Source organism: Faecalibacterium faecis (genome assembly GCF_040096475.1).
Lineage (GTDB): Bacteria > Bacillota > Clostridia > Oscillospirales > Ruminococcaceae > Faecalibacterium > Faecalibacterium taiwanense.
In genome coordinates this window covers 19951-39135 of record NZ_JBBMEP010000011.1, presented here as the reverse complement: position 1 = coordinate 39135, position 19185 = coordinate 19951, and the positions used below count along the sequence as shown (strand labels likewise).

Sequence of the window (19185 nt, the reverse complement as noted above, 5' to 3'; positions counted from 1 at the left end):
GGAGCTGGCACGGCGCAAGCCGTGACGGAAGGAGTTCTACCAACAGATAAAAGGAGAGTACCATCATGGGAATGACCCTGACGCAGAAAATTCTTGCCGCACATGCCGGTCTTGCCGAGGTCAAGGCAGGCCAGCTCATCAATGCAAAGCTGGACATCGTGCTGGGCAACGACATCACCACCCCGGTTGCCATCAACGAGTTTGAAAAGGCCGGTTTTGACGGTGTGTTCGACAAAGAGCACATTGCCATCGTGCTGGACCACTTTGTGCCCAACAAGGACATCAAGAGCGCCACCCAGTCCAAGCAGTGCCGCGAGTTCGCCAACAAATACGATATCCTCAACTTCTACGATGTGGGCCAGATGGGCATTGAGCACGCCCTGCTGCCGGAAAAAGGCATCGTGACCGCAGGCGACTGTGTGATCGGTGCGGACAGCCACACCTGCACCTATGGTGCACTGGGTGCCTTCTCCACCGGCGTCGGCTCCACCGATATGGCCGCCGGTATGGCCACCGGCATGGCATGGTTCAAGGTACCCTCTGCCATCAAGTTCGTGCTCAAGGGCAAGTTCGGCCCCCGCGTCTCCGGCAAGGACCTGATCCTGCACATCATCGGCATGATCGGTGTGGACGGTGCGCTGTACAAATCCATGGAGTTCACCGGCCCGGGCGTTGCCAGCCTGACGATGGACGACCGCCTGTGCATCTGCAACATGGCCATCGAAGCCGGTGCCAAGAACGGCATCTTCCCTGTGGACGATGTGACCAAGGCTTACCTCAAGGGCCGCAGCCAGCGTGAGCCGGTGTTCTTTGAGGCCGACCCGGATGCCGAGTACGAAAAGACCATTGAGATCGATCTGGACAAGCTGGAGCCCACCGTCAGCTACCCCCACCTGCCCGAGAACACCCACCTTGCCAGCGAGGGCAAGGACATCAAGATCGATCAGGTTGTGATCGGCAGCTGCACCAACGGCCGTCTGGAGGACATGGAAGCCGCCTACAACGTGCTCAAGGGCAAGCACATTGCCAAGGGCGTGCGCGGCATCATCATCCCCGCCACCATGGCCGTTTACAAAGAATGCATCCTGCGCGGCTGGACCACTGCCTTTATTGATGCAGGCTGCATCGTGTCCACCCCCACCTGCGGCCCCTGTCTGGGCGGCTACATGGGCATTCTGGCCGAGGGCGAGCGCTGCGTTTCCACCACCAACCGCAACTTTGTGGGCCGCATGGGCCATGTGAAGAGCGAGGTCTACCTTGCTTCTCCCGCCACTGCCGCCGCCAGCGCACTGACCGGCTGCATCACCGACCCCCGCACGGTCTGATCGGAAAGGAGCACAACAATGAACGCAAAAGGTTCTGTTTTCAAATACCCGGATAATGTGGATACCGATGTCATCATCCCGGCCCGCCACCTGAACACGCAGGATGCCAAAGAGCTGGCCAGCCATTGCATGGAGGACATCGACAAGGACTTCGTCAAGAAGGTGAAGGACGGCGACATCATGGTGGGCGGCTGGAACTTCGGCTGCGGCTCCTCCCGTGAGCACGCACCGCTGTGCATCAAGACCGCCGGCATCTCGGTGGTCATTGCCAAGAGCTTTGCCCGCATCTTCTACCGCAACAGCATCAACATCGGTCTGCCCATCATGGAGTGCCCGGAGGCTGTGGATGCCATCAATGCGGGCGACACTGTGAGCGTGGACTTTGACACCGGTGTCATTACCGACGAGACCAACGGCAAGGTGTTCCATGCCGAGCCCTTCCCGCCGTTCATTCAGGAGATCATCTCCGCCGGTGGACTGATGAAGTCCATCAAGGCGAAGCAGTAAGGCAAACTCCTTCCGTCTCGCATTCGCTCGACAGCTCCCTCACAGAGGGAGCCTCTGTCGAAGAGGGAAAGTTTCCGATTTTACCAAAGCCTCCCTCTCAGAGGGAGGTGGCATCGCGCAGCGATGACGGAAGGAGTTTCATTCATAAAAGGAGTACCACCAATGGAAAAAAACATTGCTGTCATCTGGGGCGACTGCTCCAGCCCGGAGATCGTCAAGCAGACCATCCGCGTGCTTGACAAGGTGGCCGAAAAGTACGGCCACACCTTCCACTACACCGACGCTGCCATGGGCGGCGAAGCCATTGACAAGTACGGCGACCCGCTGCCCCAGCACGAGCTGGACAAGTGCCTTGCTGCGGACAGCGTCCTGCTGGGTGCCGTGGGCGGCCCCAAGTGGGAGGGCCTGCCCGGTGAGCAGCGCCCGGAGAAGGGCCTGCTGCGCCTGCGTGCAGGCATGGGCCTGTACTCCAACAACCGCCCGGCCAAGATCTGGCCGCAGCTGGCTCCTGCCAGTCCCCTGAAGCCCGAGATCGTGGCACAGGGCATCGATTTCATCATCGTGCGTGAGCTGATCGGCGGCGTATACTTTGGCAATCACGAGACCCACACCCTCGCCAGCGGCGAGAAGCAGGCCATCGACTCCATGCCCTACGCGGAGCACGAGATCGAGCGCATCGGCCGCATCGGCTTTGAGACCGCACGCAAGCGCCGCAAGAAACTGTGCTGCGTGGACAAGGCAAACGTTTTGGACACCAGCCGCCTGTGGCGCAGTGTGATGCACCGCCTGCAGGCCGAATACCCGGATGTGGAATACAGCGAGATGTTCGTGGACAACTGCGCCATGCAGATCGTCAAGAACCCCGCCCAGTTCGACGTGATCGTTACCGAGAACATGTTCGGCGACATCCTGTCGGACGAGGCTTCCATGATCACCGGCTCCATCGGCATGATCCCGTCCTCCTCTCTGGGCGACGGCACCCGCGGCCTGTACGAGCCCATCCACGGCTCGGCCCCCGATATTGCGGGCAAGGACATCGTGAACCCCACCGCCTGCATCCTGTCTGCCGCCATGATGCTGCGCTACTCCTTCGGCATGGCCGAGGAGGCCGATGCCATTGAGACCGCTGTGAACAAGGTGCTGGACAAGGGCCTGCGCACCGCCGACAACATGAGCGAGGGCTGCACCTGCCTTGGCTGCACCGCCATGGGCGATGCCATTCTGGCCGAGATCTGAGTTTTTCCATAACGCACAAAGGGGAACGACAGCCGTCGTTCCCCTTTTCGTCTGCACAAAAAAGAGCAGCTGTTCCCAGCTGCCCTTCCGTGATACAGTTTCTTACTTGGTGCCGTAGATGCGGTCGCCTGCGTCGCCCAGACCGGGAACGATATAGCCGTTCTCGTTCAGGTGGTCATCCTCTGCGCCGAGGTAGATATCCACATCGGGGTGTGCCTCGTGCAGGGCCTTGATGCCTTCCGGAGCGGCGATCAGGCCGATGAACTTGATGCGCTTTGCGCCATGCTTCTTGATCTGGGTGATGGCATCAATGGCGCTGCCGCCGGTAGCCAGCATCGGGTCCAGAACCAGAACATCGCGCTCTGCGATATCCTGCGGCAGCTTGCAGAAGTACTCCACAGGCTGCAGGGTCTCCTCGTCGCGGTACAGGCCGATGAAGCCCACCTTTGCAGCGGGCAGCAGGGTCAGCATACCGTCCAGCATACCCATGCCTGCGCGCAGGATGGGCACCAGAGCCAGCTTGCGGCCAGCCAGCACCTTGGTCTTTGCCATGGTGATGGGTGTTTCGATCTCCACCTCTTCCAGAGGCAGGTCACGGGTCGCTTCGTAGCACAGCAGGGTCGCGATCTCGCCAACGAGGTCACGGAACTCCTTGGTACCGGTCTGCTTGTTGCGCAGAATGCTCAGCTTGTGCTGCAGCAGCGGATGCTCAACGATCATCGGGGTCATAAAAACACGCTCCTTATTTTAAATAGATAACTCTATCGGGTCCAAGATTACGATTTAAAACAGCTCCGCATACGCTTCGCCATGATCAGCGGTTCTCCAGTGCGGTCAGCTTGTCGATGCGGCGCTGATGGCGGCCGCCTTCAAACTCGGTGTTCAGGAAGAGATCCACCAGCTGGCAGGCAAGGCCGGGGCCGACCACGCGGCCGCCCATACACAGGGCGTTGGCGTCGTTGTGGCGGCGGGTATACTCGCAGCTGAAGCTGTCAGAGCAGCAGCAGGCACGAATGCCCTTGATCTTGTTTGCTGCCATGCTGATGCCCACGCCGGTGCCGCAGAACAGCAGTGCCTTGCTGCACTCGCCGCTCACAACTGCATCGCAGGCGGGCACGGCCATATCAGGGTAATCCACGCTGTCGGTGCTATGGGTGCCAAAATCGATGTATTCCAGCCCCAGCTCCTTCAGATGCGCCTTGACAGCTTCTTTCAGTTCAAATCCGCCGTGGTCAGCGGCCAGTGCAATGGGTTTTGCCATGGAAATGTTCCTTTCTCTCAGTCACGCAGGGTTTTATGCCTGCTCCTTGTTTTGGGCGGCATTGGCTGCAGCTTCTGCTGCAAGGCGCTCTGCGCGCTCCCGCTCGGCCTGACTCAGGCGGTGGTAGTCCGGCAGCAGAGCCTCCGGCAGCACAGCCTTTCCGGCTTCGGCCATCTGCTTTGCCACAAGGGCCACTGCAGCAGCACGCCCGCCGCGCAGGGCCGCAGGTGCCTGCAGCACGCCCGGCACACTGCCGTATTTATTATAGCACAGAGATGCGCCATCACCAACAAAAAACAGGGGCTTTTTGCAATTTTCTACAAAATCGGCCAGATTTGCCACCGCCCGGGCATCGTCTTCCAGCAGGCGGCTGTGGGTGGCAAGGTCGAACGCGGCACTGTATACCTGCGCACGGCGGGCATCCAGTGCGCACAGCACGGTGCCCTCGCCCGTGTGGGCTGCGGCCAGTGCTTCCAGCGTGGAGACCGGTGCGCACAGCGTTTCCCGCGGGAAGGCCAGACCCTTGACCGCCGCCAGACCGATGCGCAGCCCGGTAAAACTGCCGGGGCCTGCGTTGACACCGTACAAGTCAATATCTGCACAGGTCATGCCGCACATCTTCAGGCAGGTGTCGATCATGGGCATCAGCGTTTCGCTGTGGGTCATGCCTGCGTCCAGATACACCTCGTACAGCAGGCGATCATCCTGCAAAAGAGCCACACCAGCCGTTTTGCCCGCTGTATCCACAGCTAAGATGTTCATAGCGTTACCCCCTCAATGGTGATCCTGCGGGTATTTTCGTCCACGCGCTGGATATCCACCCGGATGGGGTTTTCCAGTGCCAGCAGGTCTGCAAAGTTCTCGCTCCACTCTGCTGCTACAATGGCCCCCTGATCCAAATAATCGTAAAAGCCTGCAGCACACAGGTCGTTCTCAGTGGAAATACGGTACAGGTCAAAGTGCGCCAGCGGCTTTGGGCCGCGGTAGTAGTTCACAATGGCAAAGGTTGGGCTGGACACCGGGTCGGTGCAGCCAAGGCCCTCGGCAAGGCCCTCGGTAAAAGCGGTCTTGCCCGCGCCCAGCCCGCCGGTGAACGCAACCAGCGAACCCGGTGCCAGCACTGCGGCCATACGGGCACCCAGCGCCACCGTCTCGGCGCGGGAGTGGGTGATATATTCTGACATGAAGCTTACCTCATTTTATAAAGCAAAAGGGACGGCAGAATGCTCTGCCGTCCTTTAGTATAATATACTTTGTGCAAAAGTGCAATGCCGTGTGTTGCTTACGCCGCCGCATCCACATCCGCTGCCGTGTAGGGGTTGGGCAGTGCAGCGCTTCGGTCTCCGCTGAGCATCGCATAGGATGCCGCCGCATGGGGCCGTCTGCCGCCCTGCTCGTTGTACCAGATGATATCATCGGTGCCGTAGATGCTCTTGGCATAGTCCACGGCCTGTTCCAGCGTTTCGCCCTCGATCATCCGGTTTACAGCGGCCCACAGCATACTGCGGGAATACACCGAGTAGACATTGTTCACATAGCCCATCACCGCCTTGGCACCGCCTGCCAGCAGGCCGTCTGCCATAGAGGTGTCCACATGGCCGTTCTTGCCGTAGAACTCGCAGGTCTCGCTGAGCACGATGCCATTGCCGCGGTAGGCACTGCGGAAGAAATCGCCGTTGACGGCATACATACCGTTCACCTTGACCACGCGGTGGGCCAGCAGGTCAAAGCCATAGCGCAGATCGCTCCAGAAATCCGATCTCTCAGTCAGCAGGATCAGCGGTTCCGTGGTAGTCTTTTTGAACAGCCAGCCGTATTCATAGGTGTAGTACGCGCCGTGGGTGCTCAGGATGCACAGGTCGTAACGGCCCATCCTGCGCAGGTCGGATACAGTAACGGTGGTATCCAGATCCGTCTGCAGGCCCACCGAATCCCAATAGGTCTGCATGTAGGCATAATACGGGTAGCGGGTGCTGTTGATCGTGTTGTCAAACGCATAATAGATCGCCGCCGTGCCCACCCGCTTGTTCTCTGCCAGCTCCTGCAGCCGGCTCTCGTCCAGCTCCGGCAGGGCTGCGGTGTTCTCCTCCTCCGGGTCGGTAAGCAAGATGCCGCCCAGCGCGCCGCAGCTGTAGGTAAAGCTGATCATGCCGTTTTCGGCATCGGTGTAGACAGACCCCTGCTTTACAAGGCCCTGTGCGGTCAGCGCATCCAGCTGCTGCAAAGCAGCATCTGTGCGCTCGTCCTCGGTCATCTGTGCATAGTCGCTGCCTCCGGTCAGTGCGGTCACAGCAGCATCTGCCTGCTGCATCTCGCGCACATCTGTGGCCGAAAGGCTCTGCTGCACAGCCGCCTGTTCTTCCGGCTGCTGTGCAAAAGCCGCTGTGGGCAGCGCTGTGAGCGCGAAAGCCAGAGCGCACAGTGCACACCCAAAACGGCGGAGCATATCGTGTTCCATTCCCATTTCCTCCGGGCATATCTGCCGCCCAATGCGGCACGCCGCCCTTTTCCAGCAGGCATCTTCCTGCCATTTTCTTTGCGCGGCAGGCGCTCTGCAAAGGAGCTTTCTGCTGCACCTTCATTGTAGATGGTGCGGTCTGCTTTGTCAAGCATTCGTGCGGATTTTGCAAAGCTGTCACACCCGGTGGATTGCAAACGGTGTGCAGGCTGTGTATAATAGGATAAACTGGGTTGGTATTGCCCGCTGCAGCGGCAAAACCCGGTGTGCATCTGGGAACGAAAGGTGGTGCTTTCTTGGAAAGCATTCGACAATATTTTAAACGAACGGATAAGATCTATCTGCTGCTGTGCATCTTCAGCAGCACCATGGCGGTGGTGGCTCTTGCCTCCTGGGCCGCAAAGCAGGGCAACGGCTTTGCCACGGACGAGATCACTGGTGCCATTACCGGCATCGGCGATTACCGCCGCGCGCTGGTACAGGCGGCAGCAGCCGGGCTTGGCATCGTGATCGCGCTGTTGCTCTCCTGCATCGACTACCGCAGCCTTGTCAAGGTGTGGCCAGTGCATGTAGCCCTGACATGGGGTCTGGTGCTGCCCACGCTGTTCATCCGCAATGTGGCCATCGGCCCGCTGACCATCGGCTTCAACGCCGGTGACACCGACAACTACTCCTGGTACAAGCTGGGCGGCTTTACCTTCCAGCCCACGGAGCTGGCAAAGATCAGCTTTATCCTTACCTTTGCCATGCACCTGAACAATGTGCGCAGCCGCATCAACGAGCCAAAGGAGCTGGTAAAGCTTCTGCTGCATCTGGCCGTGCCCATCCTTATCATCCACATTCAGGGCGACGACGGCACCGCCATCATCTACGCCATCATCGGCTGCTGCATGATGTTTGCAGCGGGCCTGAGCTGGAAATATATCATCGGTGCCATTTCGGCAGCAGCTGTGGCCGTGGCGGCGGCGTTTGCCTTTTTCAGCGATAAGATCGGCAAGGGCTACCAGTGGTACCGCATTCTGGCCGTTATCGACCCGGAGAATTCCACCGGCTGGGCACCCAACGAAGCCACCTGGAAAAACATCATCTACCAGCAGCAGCGCGGCGAGATCGCCATCGGCTCCGGCGGCATCTTCGGCAACGGCCTGTTCAGCGGCCGGTACTACAGCGTGCCCAATGCCCACAACGACTTTATTCTCAGCTGGCTGGGCAATGCCATTGGCTTTGTGGGCCTGTGCATCGTGCTGGGGGCACTGCTGGCACTGGTGATCAAGACCTTTGCCACCGGTGCGCGCAGCGAGGACCTGCTGGGCAGCTATATCTGCACCGGCATCGGCGGTGCTCTGATGGCGCAGATCGCAGTGAATGTGGGCATGAACCTGCGGGTGCTGCCGGTCATCGGCGTCACCCTGCCCTTTTATTCTGCGGGCGGCAGCTCGGTGCTGATGCTGTATATCTGCGTGGGGCTTGTACTGTCGGTCTATATGCACAACACAAAGAGCCTGTTCGGGTAAGGCTCTGGCGCACCGGTCTGTCTGTTCATCGTTTTCCACCTCTGTGATCCGGTTTTTTCTGATATACCAGACAAAAAATGGTTCAACTCTCTTGCAATCCGCCTGTACACATGGTAAAATTGTACAGAAGTTTGTAGTTTTATTGTGCAATAGGTGCAATAACTGTGTGGGAGAGTTTGGGGCTCTCCTGTTTTCATGTTATAGGATCAATGGAGTGAATCTAAGTATGACAACTGTAACCACTGTGCCAGAAGCGGAATACTGGCTGCAGACCGGTTGGATGGAGGAGCCCGGCGCAGAGCTTGGCATCCACAAGCCGATTACGATCGATCGTAAGACGAATCTTCACGAGCACCGCGCCTACTGGTGTGTGCGCCGCACACAGGATATCTTCTTTTCTCTGCTGGCGCTGATCGCGCTTTCCCCGCTGATGCTCCTTACCTGCATTGCAGTCTGGATCGACAGCCCTGGTGCAAGCCCGGTGTTCAGCCAGCTGCGGGTGGGCCGCAACGGCAAGCTGTTCCGGCTGTACAAGTTCCGTTCCATGTGCCCGAACGCTGAGAGCAAGCTCAACGATCTGCTGCAGGACAACGAGATGGACGGCCCGGTGTTCAAGATGAAGGACGACCCCCGCATCACCCGGGTGGGCCATTTCATCCGCAAGACCAGCATCGACGAGCTGCCTCAGCTGGTGAACATCCTCAAGGGAGATATGAGCATTGTGGGCCCGCGCCCGGCTCTGCCCCGCGAGGTGGCCCAGTACACCCCTTATGAATGGCAGCGGCTGTACGTGACACCGGGCCTTTCCTGCTACTGGCAGATCGCCCCGCACCGCAACCAGCTGAGCTTTGAGGAGTGGATGGCACTGGATGTGAAGTATGTCAAGGAACGCAGCTTCCTGGTGGACTGGAAGATCATCTTTGCAACCTTCCGTGCGGTGCTGTTCGGCCACGGAGAATAATTCGGATCACAGATCGGCAGAGCCTGCGGGCTTTGCCGATTTTTTTACAGATAGCCTTCAGGAAACAAAAAACAGAGGAACGACGCGGGGTCGTCCCTCTGTTTTTGCTTAGATCATCAAATCACTTCAGCACAGCGCCCAGATTTGCACTGGTGACCATGCGTGCATAGCGGCTGAGCCAGCCGGTTTTGATGTTGGGTTCGGGTGCAACATACTTTGCCTTGCGCTGGGCCAGAACTTCGTCGCTGACCTCCAGCGTGATGGAGGCATTGGGGATATCAATGTTGATGGTATCTCCCTCCTCGATCAGGCCGATGGGGCCGCCGGAAGCAGCCTCCGGGCTGACATGGCCGATGGCTGCGCCGCGGCTTGCGCCGGAGAAGCGGCCGTCGGTGATGAGGGCCACGGTCTTGTCCAGCTTCATGCCGGCCAGTGCGGAGGTGGGGTTCAGCATCTCACGCATACCGGGGCCGCCCTTGGGGCCTTCGTAGCGGATGACCACCACATCGCCCGGGACGATCTTACCCGCGTAGATGGAAGCAATGGCCTCGTCCTCGCTGTTGAACACGCGGGCCGGGCCGGAATGCTGCTGCATCTCGGGGGCCACGGCGCTGCGCTTGACCACACAGCCGTCCGGTGCAATGTTGCCCCACAGGATCTGCAGACCGCCGGTCTGGGAGTAGGGGTTGTCGATGGGACGGATGGCCTTGTCGTTCAGGATGTGTGCGCCCTTGATGTTCTCGCCCAGCGTCTTGCCGGTAACGGTGGGCACATCCAGATCCAGCAGGCCCTTCTTGGCCAGCTCTGCCTGCACGGCGGGGATGCCGCCTGCGGCGTACAGGTCCGGCATGTGGGTGGGGCCGGCCGGTGCCAGATGGCACAGGTTCGGGGTCTTGGCGCTGATCTCATTGAACAGCTTCAGGTCGATGGGCACACCAGCCTCATAAGCGATGGCCAGCAGGTGCAGCACGGTGTTGGTGGAGCAGCCCAGAGCCATATCGCAGGTCAGAGCGTTGCGGATGGAGCGCTCGTTGATGATCTGGCGTGCGGTGATGCCCTTCTTGACCATATCCATAATGGCCATACCGGCGTGCTTTGCCAGCTGCAGACGCTTGGAGTAGACGGCAGGAATGGTGCCGTTGCCGGGCAGTGCGATGCCGATGGCCTCGCACAGGCAGTTCATGCTGTTGGCGGTGTACATGCCGGAGCAACTGCCGCAGCTGGGGCAGCAGTTGCAGGTGCAGTCTTCCAGCTGATCCTCGGTGATCATACCGGCCTTGTAGGCACCCACAGCCTCGAACATCTTGGAAAGGCTGACCTCTTCGCCGCCGTAGGTACCGGCCAGCATGGGGCCGCCGGAGCAGACCACGGCGGGCACGTCCATACGGACGGCGGCCATGACCATGCCGGGCACGATCTTGTCGCAGTTGGGCACCAGCACCAGACCGTCCAGCTGGTGGGCCATGAGCATGGTCTCAACGCTGTCGCAGATCAGCTCACGGGATGCAAGGCTGTACTTCATGCCCACATGGCCCATGGCGATGCCGTCGCACACGCCAATGGCGGGGATCAGGATGGGGGTGCCGCCTGCCATCTCAACGCCGGCCTTGACGGCATCGGCGATCTTGTCCAGATTCATATGGCCGGGCACGATCTCGCTGTAGGCGCTCACCACGCCGATCAGCGGGCGCTCCAGCTCTTCCTTGGTGTAGCCCAGTGCGTAGAACAGGCTTCGGTTCGGGGCGCGCTCCGAACCCTTGGTCACGTTGTCACTTCTCATTTCAAATCCTCTTTTCTGACAAAAACCCTCTCCGTCACGGCTGCGCCGTGTCACCTCTCCCGAAGGGGAGAGGTTTTTGCGGAGGATCTATAAGGTTCTCACTTTCAACAAAAGCTCCCCCTTTCGGGGGAGCTGGCCGCCGAAAGGCGGCCTGAGAGGGTTTTCCCCTTACTTCTTCAGCCAGCTCATCATGCCGCGCAGCTCTGCGCCGACCTTCTCGATGGGCAGCTCTGCTTCCATGCGGCGCTTTGCCAGAAAGTGCACCTTGCGGCCGCCGTTGGGGCTCATCTCGGTCAGGAACTCGGAAGCGAAGGTGCCGTCCTGGATCTCGGTCAGAACCTTCTTCATTTCCTTGCGGGTCTCGGCGGTGATCAGGCGCTTGCCGGTGCGGTAGTCGCCGTACTCAGCGGTGTTGGAGATGGAGTAACGCATCTTGGAGAAGCCGCCCTCGTTGATCAGGTCAACGATCAGCTTCATCTCGTGGCAGGTCTCAAAGTATGCCATCTCGGGCTCGTAGCCAGCTTCCACCAGCGTATCGAAACCGGCGTGGATCAGCTCGGAAACGCCGCCGCACAGCACTGCCTGCTCGCCGAACAGGTCGGTCTCGGTCTCCTCCTTGAAGGTGGTCTGCAGGATGCCTGCACGGCCAGCGCCGATGCCGGAAGCGTATGCCAGAGCAATATCCTTAGCCTTGCCGGTGTAGTCCTGCTCCACGCAGATCAGAGAGGGGCAGCCCTCACCCTCGGTGTACAGGCGGCGGACGATGTGGCCGGGGCCCTTGGGAGCGATCATGATAACGTCAACGTTCTTAGGAGCAGTAATGGTCTTGAAGTGGATGTTGAAGCCGTGTGCAAAGGCCAGTGCCTTGCCCTCGGTCATGTAGGGAGCCACCTGCTTGTTATAGATGTCGGCGCACAGCTCGTCGGGCACCAGCATCATGACAACGTCGCCGGCCTTGGCAGCTTCTTCCACTTCCATGACCTTGAAGTTCTCGTGAGTTGCTGCGAACTCAGAAGCCTTCTCCCAGTGAGCAGAGCCCTTGCGCAGGCCGACGACGACGTTCACGCCGCTCTCGGCCAGGTTCTCGGAATGGGCGTGGCCCTGGCTGCCGAAGCCGATGACAGCGACGGTCTTGCCGTCCAGCACGCCGAGGTTGCAGTCGGAATCGTAGTATTTCTTGATAGCCATGGTAGTTGTTCTCCTTTTTTGTTTTGTGTTTATTCAGTGGCTGATTGTAAACATTTTATTTTTTCGCTCACTGTGGAGCGGAAAAGCGAAGTTTTAACCCTCTCAGTCATCTCGCTTTGCTCGATGCCAGCTCCCCCGAGGGGGGAGCTTTTATCATACCTTCTCTTTTGATGATGCATAAAACCTCGCCCTTCGGGAGAGGTGGCACGGCGCAGCCGTGACGGAGAGGGTTCGTTCTTACTTTCTCTCCGGGCAGTGGGTTCCCGGCAGAGGCAGCTGTGCTTCGCGCACCTCCTGCGGAGGCTTCTGCATATGCTGATGCATCCCGCCGCGCTCCAGTGCGGTAACACCGGTGCGGCACTGCTCCAAAATTTTGTAATCTGTAAACATTTTCAGGAAGGCATCGATCTTATCCGGCTTGCCGATCAGCTCGAACACCATGCTGTCCGGCGAAAGGTCGATGATCTTGGCCTTGTAGATGCTGGCGATCTCCCGCAGCTCGCTGCGGTTGTGCACATCGGACGCCACCTTCAGCAGCAGCAGTTCCCGTTCCAGAGATTTTTCGCCGTCCAGCACGAACACCTGACGGGTAACTTCCAGCCGTTCGGTCTGCAGGATCAGCTGCTTGAGGGCCTTGTCATCGCTGGTAATGGTCACGGTGATGCGGCTGACTGCCGGGTCGTTGGTGGCCGAGACCGTCAGGCTGTCGATGTTGAAGCCGCGGCGGCAGAACAGGTTGGACACACGGGCCAGAACACCGCTCTGGTTGTCCACCAGCAGGCTGATGACCCTGCGCTTGTTGGATTCCATATTGCTGTGCCCTCCTTATTCCATGATGATATCGTTGATGTCGCCGCCGCCGGGGATCATGGGCAGCACCTTTGCGTCCTTATCGATGATGCACTCGATCCAAGTAGGGCCTTTCTGCTTCATTGCATCGGCAAAAGCAGCCTGAAACTCCGGCAGGTTAGTGCAGCGGTAGCCCTTCAGGCCAAAGCCCTCGGCCAGCTTGACGAAGTCCGTCTTGCGGTGGGGATCGGTCTGGCTGTAGCGCTTTTCGTAGAAGATGGTCTGCCACTGGCGCACCATGCCCAGCACCGAGTTGTTGAAGATCACGGTGATGATGGGCAGCTCATAGCTCACGGCGGTGCAGGCCTCGTTCAGGTTCATGTGGAAAGAGCCGTCGCCGGTAAACATGACCACCCGCTGGTCGCGGCCCAGAGCCATCTGTGCGCCAATGGCGGCGCCGTAGCCAAAGCCCATGGTGCCCAAACCGCCGCTGGTGATAAAGCCACGGCTCTTAGCGTGGCGCAGGTACTGTGCCGCCCACATCTGGTGCTGGCCCACATCGGTCACATACACGGCCTCCGGGCCGCACTGGTTGCACACCTCGCCGATCACCTGATGGGGCATCAGGCGGGTGGGGTCGGACACCGGGTGGTAATCCTGTGCCTGCCACTCATGGATCATCTTCATCCAGTCGGGATGCTTCTTTTCCTCGATCTGCGGCAGCATGGCGTTCAGCACGTAAGCGGCATCGCCCACGATGGAAAGATCGACCTCCACATTCTTGCCCAGCTCACTGGGGTCGATGTCGATCTGGATGATGGTGGCATTCTTTGCAAAGGTCTTGGGGTTCAGGGCCACACGGTCCGAGAAGCGGGTGCCCACCGCGATCAGCACGTCGCAGTCGGCCACGGCACGATTGGAGGTGTAACAGCCGTGCATACCCACCATGCCAATGTTCATCGGGTCGCCGTAGGGCACAACACCTGCGGCCATCAGGGTGTAGGTGGCCGGGATCTCTGCCTTGTGCAGCAGATCACGCAGCGGCTGGCAGGAGGCTGCGCTGCGCACGCCGCCGCCAAAGTAGACCAGCGGTCGCTGGGCCGCATTGATAAGATCCGCTGCCCACTTGACCTGCTCCGCGTTGAAGGTGGTAACGGTGCGGATGGGCTCCGGCTTTTTGGGGGTGAACTCGCATACCGCCGCTGTCACGTCCTTGGGGATATCCACCAGCACCGGGCCTTTGCGCCCGCTCTGTGCAATACGGAAGGCAGAGCGCATGGTATCGGCCAGCTCTTCCACCCGGCGCACCGTGAAATTGTGCTTGGTGATGGGCATTGTGATGCCCTCAATGTAGGCTTCCTGAAAGCTGTCCCTCCCGATCCCGTCCGTGGTCACGTTGCCGGTAAAGGCTACCATGGGCACCGAGTCCATATAGGCCGTGGCAATGCCGGTGACCAGATTGGTGGCACCCGGGCCGCTGGTAGCCAGCACCACGCCGGTGCGGCCGGTCGCGCGGGCATAGCCGTCTGCCGCGTGGGCCGCGCCCTGTTCATGTGCCGTCAGCACATGGGTGATGCGGTCCGAATTTTTGTACAGCTCATCGTAAAGGTTCAGCACTGCGCCGCCGGGATAACCAAAAAGGGTGTCCACGCCCTGCTCGCAGAGGACCTCCACAAAAATCTGAGAACCATTCAACTGCATGGTGAGTTTCTCCTGTTTTCCTAACCTTTTTCCACTTTTTACACGTTCCCGGGGAGCTTCTTTTTTAAAAGAAAAGGCCTTTGTCCCCTGTTATCAAGAGACAAAGACCTTGTGATCATCAAGCTCTCTGCGGTACCACTCTCGTTGGCGTGCTGTGCACACCCTCTCACGGGCTTCCAACAAAGCCCTGCACGGTAACGGCTGCAACCGGCGCTGCTTACAAGGGTTTTGCACCCGTTGGGCAGGCTGCTCCGGGATGATTTTCCGCACGAAGCACTGACTGCCTTGCACCAGACGGCAGCTCTCTGAACAGTGGGGATCGTGTGGTACTTTTTCCCATCTGCGCATTTGTTGATGTAAATTATACTATAAATCGGCCTTTTGTCAATCGACAATTTGTAACCTGAATCACCCCAAACATGAAGTTAATTGAACACCTCTTGCGCCATGGCACAATGCGCTGTATACTTCTGATATGCGCGCCTGCGCGTTTAATTTAAGACCAACTAGAGGACAGGAATATGAAATTGAGAGAATGGAATGCCCGGCTGCACGGGCTTGTTGTTTTCCGCAGCCTGCTGGACGACCCCGTTGTGGCAAAGCTTTTGGACCTGACCGACCGCATGGAAGCCGGTGCGCCCGGCTATGGCCCGGTGTGCGACGCTGTGGCCCAATTTGAAGCCGCACTGTTCGAGCACACCACCAACTGGGGCAGCTACCTCAGCGCCGCTGTGCTGGAAGCCGAGACCGTCTGCGTGCGTCAGGCTGCATCGGGCACCCTTGCCCCTGCACTGCAGACCGCGCTGGACAGTGAACTGGCTTTTCTGCAGGCTCTGTGCGGCCTGACGCTGGACGAGCTGCTGGCCGCTGCCGGTTCTGCCACAGGTCAGGCGCAGGAGCTGGCTTTCCTGCCCCGGTGGGAGACCTCCAGCATCGACCTGCCTGCCGCCTACGCCCAGCGCATGAGCGAGGTGGGAAAAAAAGGCTATGGCATGTTTGCCAAGCACCATGTGTTCACGGTGGAGAACGGCCATCTGGTGCCGGTGAAATACCCGGACCCCCAGCGCCTTTCCGAGCTGCCCGGCTACGAGAAGGAGCGCGAAAAGGTCATTGCCAACACAAAGGCCCTGCTGGCCGGGATGCCCGCCAACAATGTGCTGCTGTACGGCGATGCAGGCACCGGCAAGTCCAGTGCGGTGAAAGCCATTGCCAATGAGTTTGCACCTGAAGGCCTGCGGCTGGTGGAAGTGAAGAAGAACCAGCTCTACCAGATCCCGGATCTGATGGACAAGCTGGCCGCGAACCCGCTCAAATTCATCCTGTTCATCGACGACCTGAGCTTTACCGCCAACGACGACAACTTTGCCGCCCTGAAGGCCATTCTGGAGGGCAGCGTAGGCGGCAGAGCCAAGAACATTGCGGTATACGCCACCTCCAACCGCCGCCACCTTATTAAAGAAACACTGACCGACCGCACCGGCGACGACATTCACGAAGCCGATACCCGGCAGGAGCTGATGAGCCTTTCGGCCCGATTCGGCCTGACGGTCACTTTCCAGCGGCCGGAGAAGGCCCGGTTTGAGACCATTCTGGCCGAACTGGCAAAGCAGCACGGCATCGACATGCCGATGGATCAGCTGCTGGTCAAAGCCGAAGCCTTTGCCATCCGCGCCGGCGGCCGCAGTCCCCGCGTGGCAAAGCAGTTTATTGAGCAGTGCGAGGCGGGCGTGCAGAAGTAATTAGTTTGTCTTTATTTTAACATCAAAGTCTCTGACAAATCTTTCACAAAATGCCGAGAAGTCGTGAATTTTTTCACCTTCTCGGCATTCTTTGTCTATTTTTTATTTATCGGTAAAAAGCCTTGCATTCTATTGAAATTCAGGCTATAATATGGCCAACATCAGCCAATTGAGCACTTCTGGAGGGCAACTATGGGCTTTTTAACGGGTAAGACCGCTATCATCACCGGCGCAGGCCGCGCCGTACTTTCCGATGGCAGCTGCGGCTCCATCGGCTATGGCATTGCCACCGCCTTTGCAAAAGAGGGCGCAAATCTGGTAATCACTGGCCGTAATGTGAAAAAACTGGAAGAGGCAAAAAACGAGCTGGAAGCCAAGTATGGCATCCGCGTTCTGCCGGTGCAGGCAGATGTGTGTGCAGGCACCGACAACGAAGCCACCGTGCAAAATGTCGTCAATCAGGCTGTAGATACCTTTGGTGGCATTCAAGTGCTGGTGAACAACGCACAGGCATCCGCTTCCGGCGTGCCGCTGGCAGAGCACACCACCGAGCAGTTTGATCTGGCCCTTTATTCCGGCCTGTACGCTGCATTTTACTATATGAAGGCCTGCTATCCCTATCTGGCCAAGTCCAAGGGCAGCGTGATCAACTTTGCATCCGGTGCAGGCTTGTTTGGCAACTTTGGCCAGTGCTCCTACGCTGCCGCCAAGGAGGGCATCCGCGGCCTGTCCCGCGTGGCCGCTACTGAGTGGGGCAAGGATGGCATCAATGTCAACGTGATCTGCCCGCTGGCCTGGACCGCCAAGCTGGAGCAATTCCAGCAGGCATACCCGGATGCGTTCAAAGCCAACGTCAAGATGCCGCCCATGGGCCACTATGCCAACCCCGAGACCGAGATCGGCCGGGTATGCGTGCAGCTGGCCATGCCGGACTTCAAGTATCTGTCCGGCGAGACTCTCACGCTGGAGGGCGGCATGGGTCTGCGCCCGTAATTGCTCTTCTCATTTTTCCTCACACATGCAAAAGGGGCTGTGCCAGCGGCACAGCCCCTTTTGTGTTTAGGCCTGATTATTCGCGCACGGCGATGCACTCGATCTCCAGCTTTGCGCCCTTGGGAATGGCGGCCACCTGCACGCAGCTGCGGGCAGGGAACGGCTCAGCAAAGGCCTTGGCATACACGGCATTCACAGCGGCAAAATCGTTGATGTCAGCAAGGAAGATGACAGTCTTGACCACATTTGCCATGGAAAGGCCAGCCTCGGCCAGAATGGCCTTGAGGTTTGCAAGGCTCTGTGCCGCCTGCTCTTCAACCGTATCGGCCATCTTGCCGGTAGCAGGGTCTACCGGGATCTGGCCGGAAACAAACACCATATTGCCCAGATCGATCGCCTGGCTGTAAGGGCCGATGGCTGCGGGTGCGTTGGAAGTGGAAACGACTTTCATGATAAAACGTTCCTTTCTTTTTTCTTCTATTATACTCTTTCGCTCACAAGCTGGAAACCCTCTTTTGCAAGCTCTGCGCGGATCTGCTCGATCTGCTCGGCATCGCGGGTCTCAAGGGTGAGCTTGAGGAAGCAGCTGGAAATGGGCATGTTGGGATCGGAGCCATCGTGCTGCACCGACACCACATTGCTGCCGCAGCGGGACACGATCTCGGCCACCTTCTTGAGCTGGCCGGGCTTGTCCTCCAGCGCAATGGTCATGTTCGCCTTGCGGCCGCTCATGACCAGACCACGGGTGATCACGCGGTTGAGGATGTTCACATCGATGTTGCCGCCGGAGACGACGCAGGCCACCTTTTTGCCCTCGACCGGCAGCTTGTGGAACAGCACTGCAGCCACCGGCACGGCTCCGGCACCCTCGGCAACCAGCTTCTGGTTCTCCATCAGCGAGAGGATGGCGGCAGCGGTCTCATCCTCGCTCACGGTCACGATGTCGTCCACATACTGCTCACAGATCTGGTAGGTCAGCTCACCGGGAGTCTTGACCTGAATGCCGTCTGCAAAGGTAGAAACGGCTTTCAGGGTCTGGTACTTATGCTCGTGCAGGCTGCGGTACATGCTGGGTGCACCCTCGGCCTGTACGCCATAGACCTTCACCTCCGGGCGCAGACTCTTGATGGCAAAGGCCACGCCGGAGATCAGGCCGCCGCCGCCCACCGGCACAACGACCGCATCCACATCCGGCAGCTGATCCAGAATTTCCAGACCAATGGTTCCCTGCCCCGCGATGACCTGCTCATCGTCATAGGGGTGGATAAAGGTCATGCCGGTCTCTTCCTGCAGCTCCACAGCCTTGTCGTGGGCATCATCGTAGGTGCCGGGCACCAGACACACCTCTGCGCCCAGATTCTTGGTATTCTCCACCTTCATGATGGGGGCACCGTCCGGCATACAGACGATGCTCTTGATGCCGCGACGGGTAGCAGCCAGCGCCACGCCCTGTGCGTGGTTGCCGGCAGAGCAGGCGATCACGCCCTTGGCGCTCTCCTCCTCGGAAAGCTGGCTGATCTTATAGTAAGCACCGCGCACCTTAAAGCTGCCGGTGGCCTGCAGGTTTTCGGTTTTCAGGTACAGCTGGCAGTCCTTGGAGAGCTTGGGTGCCTCGATGAGGTCGGTCTTGCGGGCAACATCCTTGAGCACAAAGGCTGCATGGTAGATCTTATCCAGAGTCAGCATGGTTTTCTCCCTCTATTTTTATCGTTCCCTGCTCTGCGGCTTTTCCA

The 19185-nt window shown here is 59.0% G+C and carries 18 protein-coding genes and 1 other annotated feature; of the genes, 7 read left to right on the top strand and 11 right to left on the bottom strand.

From position 1 onward, the window contains the following. Positions 1-65 precede the first annotated feature (65 nt). The 3 genes from leuC (at position 66) to leuB (ending at position 3068) form a co-directional block, all read left to right on the top strand. Positions 66-1325, top strand: coding sequence for a 3-isopropylmalate dehydratase large subunit (gene leuC / locus WMO17_RS07215; RefSeq protein WP_118529126.1), 1260 nt, complete (start codon positions 66-68; stop codon positions 1323-1325). Positions 1326-1343: 18 nt separating this feature from the next. After that, entirely contained in the window at positions 1344-1832 is a 489-nt protein-coding gene (leuD, locus tag WMO17_RS07210) for a 3-isopropylmalate dehydratase small subunit (RefSeq protein ID WP_097774026.1), read from the top strand. Positions 1833-1994: 162 nt separating this feature from the next. After that, entirely contained in the window at positions 1995-3068 is a 1074-nt protein-coding gene (leuB, locus tag WMO17_RS07205) for a 3-isopropylmalate dehydrogenase (RefSeq protein ID WP_097774027.1), read from the top strand. A 102-nt stretch (positions 3069-3170) separates the two neighbouring features. Here leuB and upp read toward each other — a convergent pair whose 3' ends face one another. The 5 genes from upp to WMO17_RS07180 form a co-directional block, all read right to left on the bottom strand. Then, positions 3171-3797 (bottom strand): uracil phosphoribosyltransferase, encoded by a 627-nt coding sequence (upp, locus tag WMO17_RS07200; protein WP_097774028.1) that lies wholly within the window; start codon positions 3795-3797, stop codon positions 3171-3173. Between the two features lie 85 nt (positions 3798-3882). Continuing rightward, the gene (rpiB, locus tag WMO17_RS07195; RefSeq protein ID WP_005942243.1) at positions 3883-4329 is read right to left on the bottom strand and encodes a ribose 5-phosphate isomerase B; all 447 of its coding nucleotides are present in this window, start codon (positions 4327-4329) and stop codon (positions 3883-3885) included. Positions 4330-4362: 33 nt separating this feature from the next. After that, positions 4363-5091: a tRNA (adenosine(37)-N6)-threonylcarbamoyltransferase complex dimerization subunit type 1 TsaB gene (gene tsaB, locus WMO17_RS07190; protein ID WP_349137788.1), complete on the bottom strand. Its 729-nt coding sequence runs from the start codon at positions 5089-5091 to the stop codon at positions 4363-4365. Further along, positions 5088-5513, bottom strand: a complete 426-nt coding sequence (gene tsaE, locus WMO17_RS07185) for a tRNA (adenosine(37)-N6)-threonylcarbamoyltransferase complex ATPase subunit type 1 TsaE (RefSeq protein ID WP_005942237.1) — start codon at positions 5511-5513, stop codon at positions 5088-5090. Before tsaE ends, tsaB begins: the two co-directional genes overlap by 4 nt. 98 nt (positions 5514-5611) lie before the next feature. Continuing rightward, positions 5612-6787, bottom strand: coding sequence for a hypothetical protein (locus tag WMO17_RS07180; protein ID WP_349137787.1), 1176 nt, complete (start codon positions 6785-6787; stop codon positions 5612-5614). Positions 6788-7083: 296 nt separating this feature from the next. Here WMO17_RS07180 and WMO17_RS07175 point away from each other — a divergent pair, with 296 nt between their 5' ends. Then, entirely contained in the window at positions 7084-8301 is a 1218-nt protein-coding gene (locus tag WMO17_RS07175; RefSeq protein WP_242702995.1) for an FtsW/RodA/SpoVE family cell cycle protein, read from the top strand. Between the two features lie 280 nt (positions 8302-8581). Then, entirely contained in the window at positions 8582-9262 is a 681-nt protein-coding gene (locus tag WMO17_RS07170; protein WP_349137806.1) for a sugar transferase, read from the top strand. Positions 9263-9383: 121 nt separating this feature from the next. Here the strand turns inward: WMO17_RS07170 and ilvD are convergent, their stop codons facing one another. The 4 genes from ilvD to ilvB form a co-directional block, all read right to left on the bottom strand. Next, entirely contained in the window at positions 9384-11042 is a 1659-nt protein-coding gene (ilvD, locus tag WMO17_RS07165) for a dihydroxy-acid dehydratase (protein ID WP_120020964.1), read from the bottom strand. Positions 11043-11210: 168 nt separating this feature from the next. Then, positions 11211-12230, bottom strand: a complete 1020-nt coding sequence (gene ilvC / locus WMO17_RS07160; protein ID WP_097774032.1) for a ketol-acid reductoisomerase — start codon at positions 12228-12230, stop codon at positions 11211-11213. Between the two features lie 237 nt (positions 12231-12467). Further along, the gene (gene ilvN, locus WMO17_RS07155) at positions 12468-13040 is read right to left on the bottom strand and encodes an acetolactate synthase small subunit (protein WP_005942213.1); all 573 of its coding nucleotides are present in this window, start codon (positions 13038-13040) and stop codon (positions 12468-12470) included. A gap of 15 nt (positions 13041-13055) precedes the next feature. Continuing rightward, positions 13056-14720, bottom strand: a complete 1665-nt coding sequence (gene ilvB / locus WMO17_RS07150; protein WP_349137786.1) for a biosynthetic-type acetolactate synthase large subunit — start codon at positions 14718-14720, stop codon at positions 13056-13058. A gap of 93 nt (positions 14721-14813) precedes the next feature. After that, positions 14814-15072 (bottom strand) — a binding site (T-box leader). A 169-nt stretch (positions 15073-15241) separates the two neighbouring features. On the opposite strand from ilvB, the gene WMO17_RS07145 reads away from it, so the two are divergent. Beyond that, positions 15242-16459 carry an ATP-binding protein gene (locus WMO17_RS07145; RefSeq protein WP_349137785.1) on the top strand — a complete coding sequence of 406 codons (1218 nt, stop codon included), beginning with the start codon at positions 15242-15244 and terminating at the stop codon, positions 16457-16459. A gap of 192 nt (positions 16460-16651) precedes the next feature. Beyond that, a complete protein-coding gene (locus tag WMO17_RS07140) occupies positions 16652-17452 on the top strand; it encodes an SDR family NAD(P)-dependent oxidoreductase (protein ID WP_044953736.1) in 801 nt (266 codons plus the stop codon). Between the two features lie 76 nt (positions 17453-17528). On the opposite strand, the gene WMO17_RS07135 is transcribed toward WMO17_RS07140, so the two are convergent. Together WMO17_RS07135 and ilvA are read right to left on the bottom strand one after the other, a co-directional pair. Beyond that, positions 17529-17903: a RidA family protein gene (locus WMO17_RS07135; protein ID WP_097774035.1), complete on the bottom strand. Its 375-nt coding sequence runs from the start codon at positions 17901-17903 to the stop codon at positions 17529-17531. Between the two features lie 29 nt (positions 17904-17932). Then, positions 17933-19138: a threonine ammonia-lyase gene (gene ilvA, locus WMO17_RS07130; protein ID WP_005942203.1), complete on the bottom strand. Its 1206-nt coding sequence runs from the start codon at positions 19136-19138 to the stop codon at positions 17933-17935. Positions 19139-19185 lie beyond the last annotated feature (47 nt).

Coding starts and splice junctions, on each gene's coding strand:
- upp (WP_097774028.1), bottom strand. CDS start 3,797: ATGACCCCGATGATCGTTGAGCATCCGCTGCTGCAGCACAAGCTGAGC.
- WMO17_RS07135 (WP_097774035.1), bottom strand. CDS start 17,903: ATGAAAGTCGTTTCCACTTCCAACGCACCCGCAGCCATCGGCCCTTAC.
- ilvC (WP_097774032.1), bottom strand. CDS start 12,230: ATGGCTATCAAGAAATACTACGATTCCGACTGCAACCTCGGCGTGCTG.
- ilvB (WP_349137786.1), bottom strand. CDS start 14,720: ATGCAGTTGAATGGTTCTCAGATTTTTGTGGAGGTCCTCTGCGAGCAG.
- ilvD (WP_120020964.1), bottom strand. CDS start 11,042: ATGAGAAGTGACAACGTGACCAAGGGTTCGGAGCGCGCCCCGAACCGA.
- rpiB (WP_005942243.1), bottom strand. CDS start 4,329: ATGGCAAAACCCATTGCACTGGCCGCTGACCACGGCGGATTTGAACTG.
- leuD (WP_097774026.1), top strand. CDS start 1,344: ATGAACGCAAAAGGTTCTGTTTTCAAATACCCGGATAATGTGGATACC.
- ilvN (WP_005942213.1), bottom strand. CDS start 13,040: ATGGAATCCAACAAGCGCAGGGTCATCAGCCTGCTGGTGGACAACCAG.
- leuB (WP_097774027.1), top strand. CDS start 1,995: ATGGAAAAAAACATTGCTGTCATCTGGGGCGACTGCTCCAGCCCGGAG.
- WMO17_RS07170 (WP_349137806.1), top strand. CDS start 8,582: ATGGAGGAGCCCGGCGCAGAGCTTGGCATCCACAAGCCGATTACGATC.
- WMO17_RS07140 (WP_044953736.1), top strand. CDS start 16,652: ATGGGCTTTTTAACGGGTAAGACCGCTATCATCACCGGCGCAGGCCGC.
- WMO17_RS07180 (WP_349137787.1), bottom strand. CDS start 6,787: ATGGAACACGATATGCTCCGCCGTTTTGGGTGTGCACTGTGCGCTCTG.
- tsaB (WP_349137788.1), bottom strand. CDS start 5,091: ATGAACATCTTAGCTGTGGATACAGCGGGCAAAACGGCTGGTGTGGCT.
- tsaE (WP_005942237.1), bottom strand. CDS start 5,513: ATGTCAGAATATATCACCCACTCCCGCGCCGAGACGGTGGCGCTGGGT.
- leuC (WP_118529126.1), top strand. CDS start 66: ATGGGAATGACCCTGACGCAGAAAATTCTTGCCGCACATGCCGGTCTT.
- ilvA (WP_005942203.1), bottom strand. CDS start 19,138: ATGCTGACTCTGGATAAGATCTACCATGCAGCCTTTGTGCTCAAGGAT.
- WMO17_RS07145 (WP_349137785.1), top strand. CDS start 15,242: ATGAAATTGAGAGAATGGAATGCCCGGCTGCACGGGCTTGTTGTTTTC.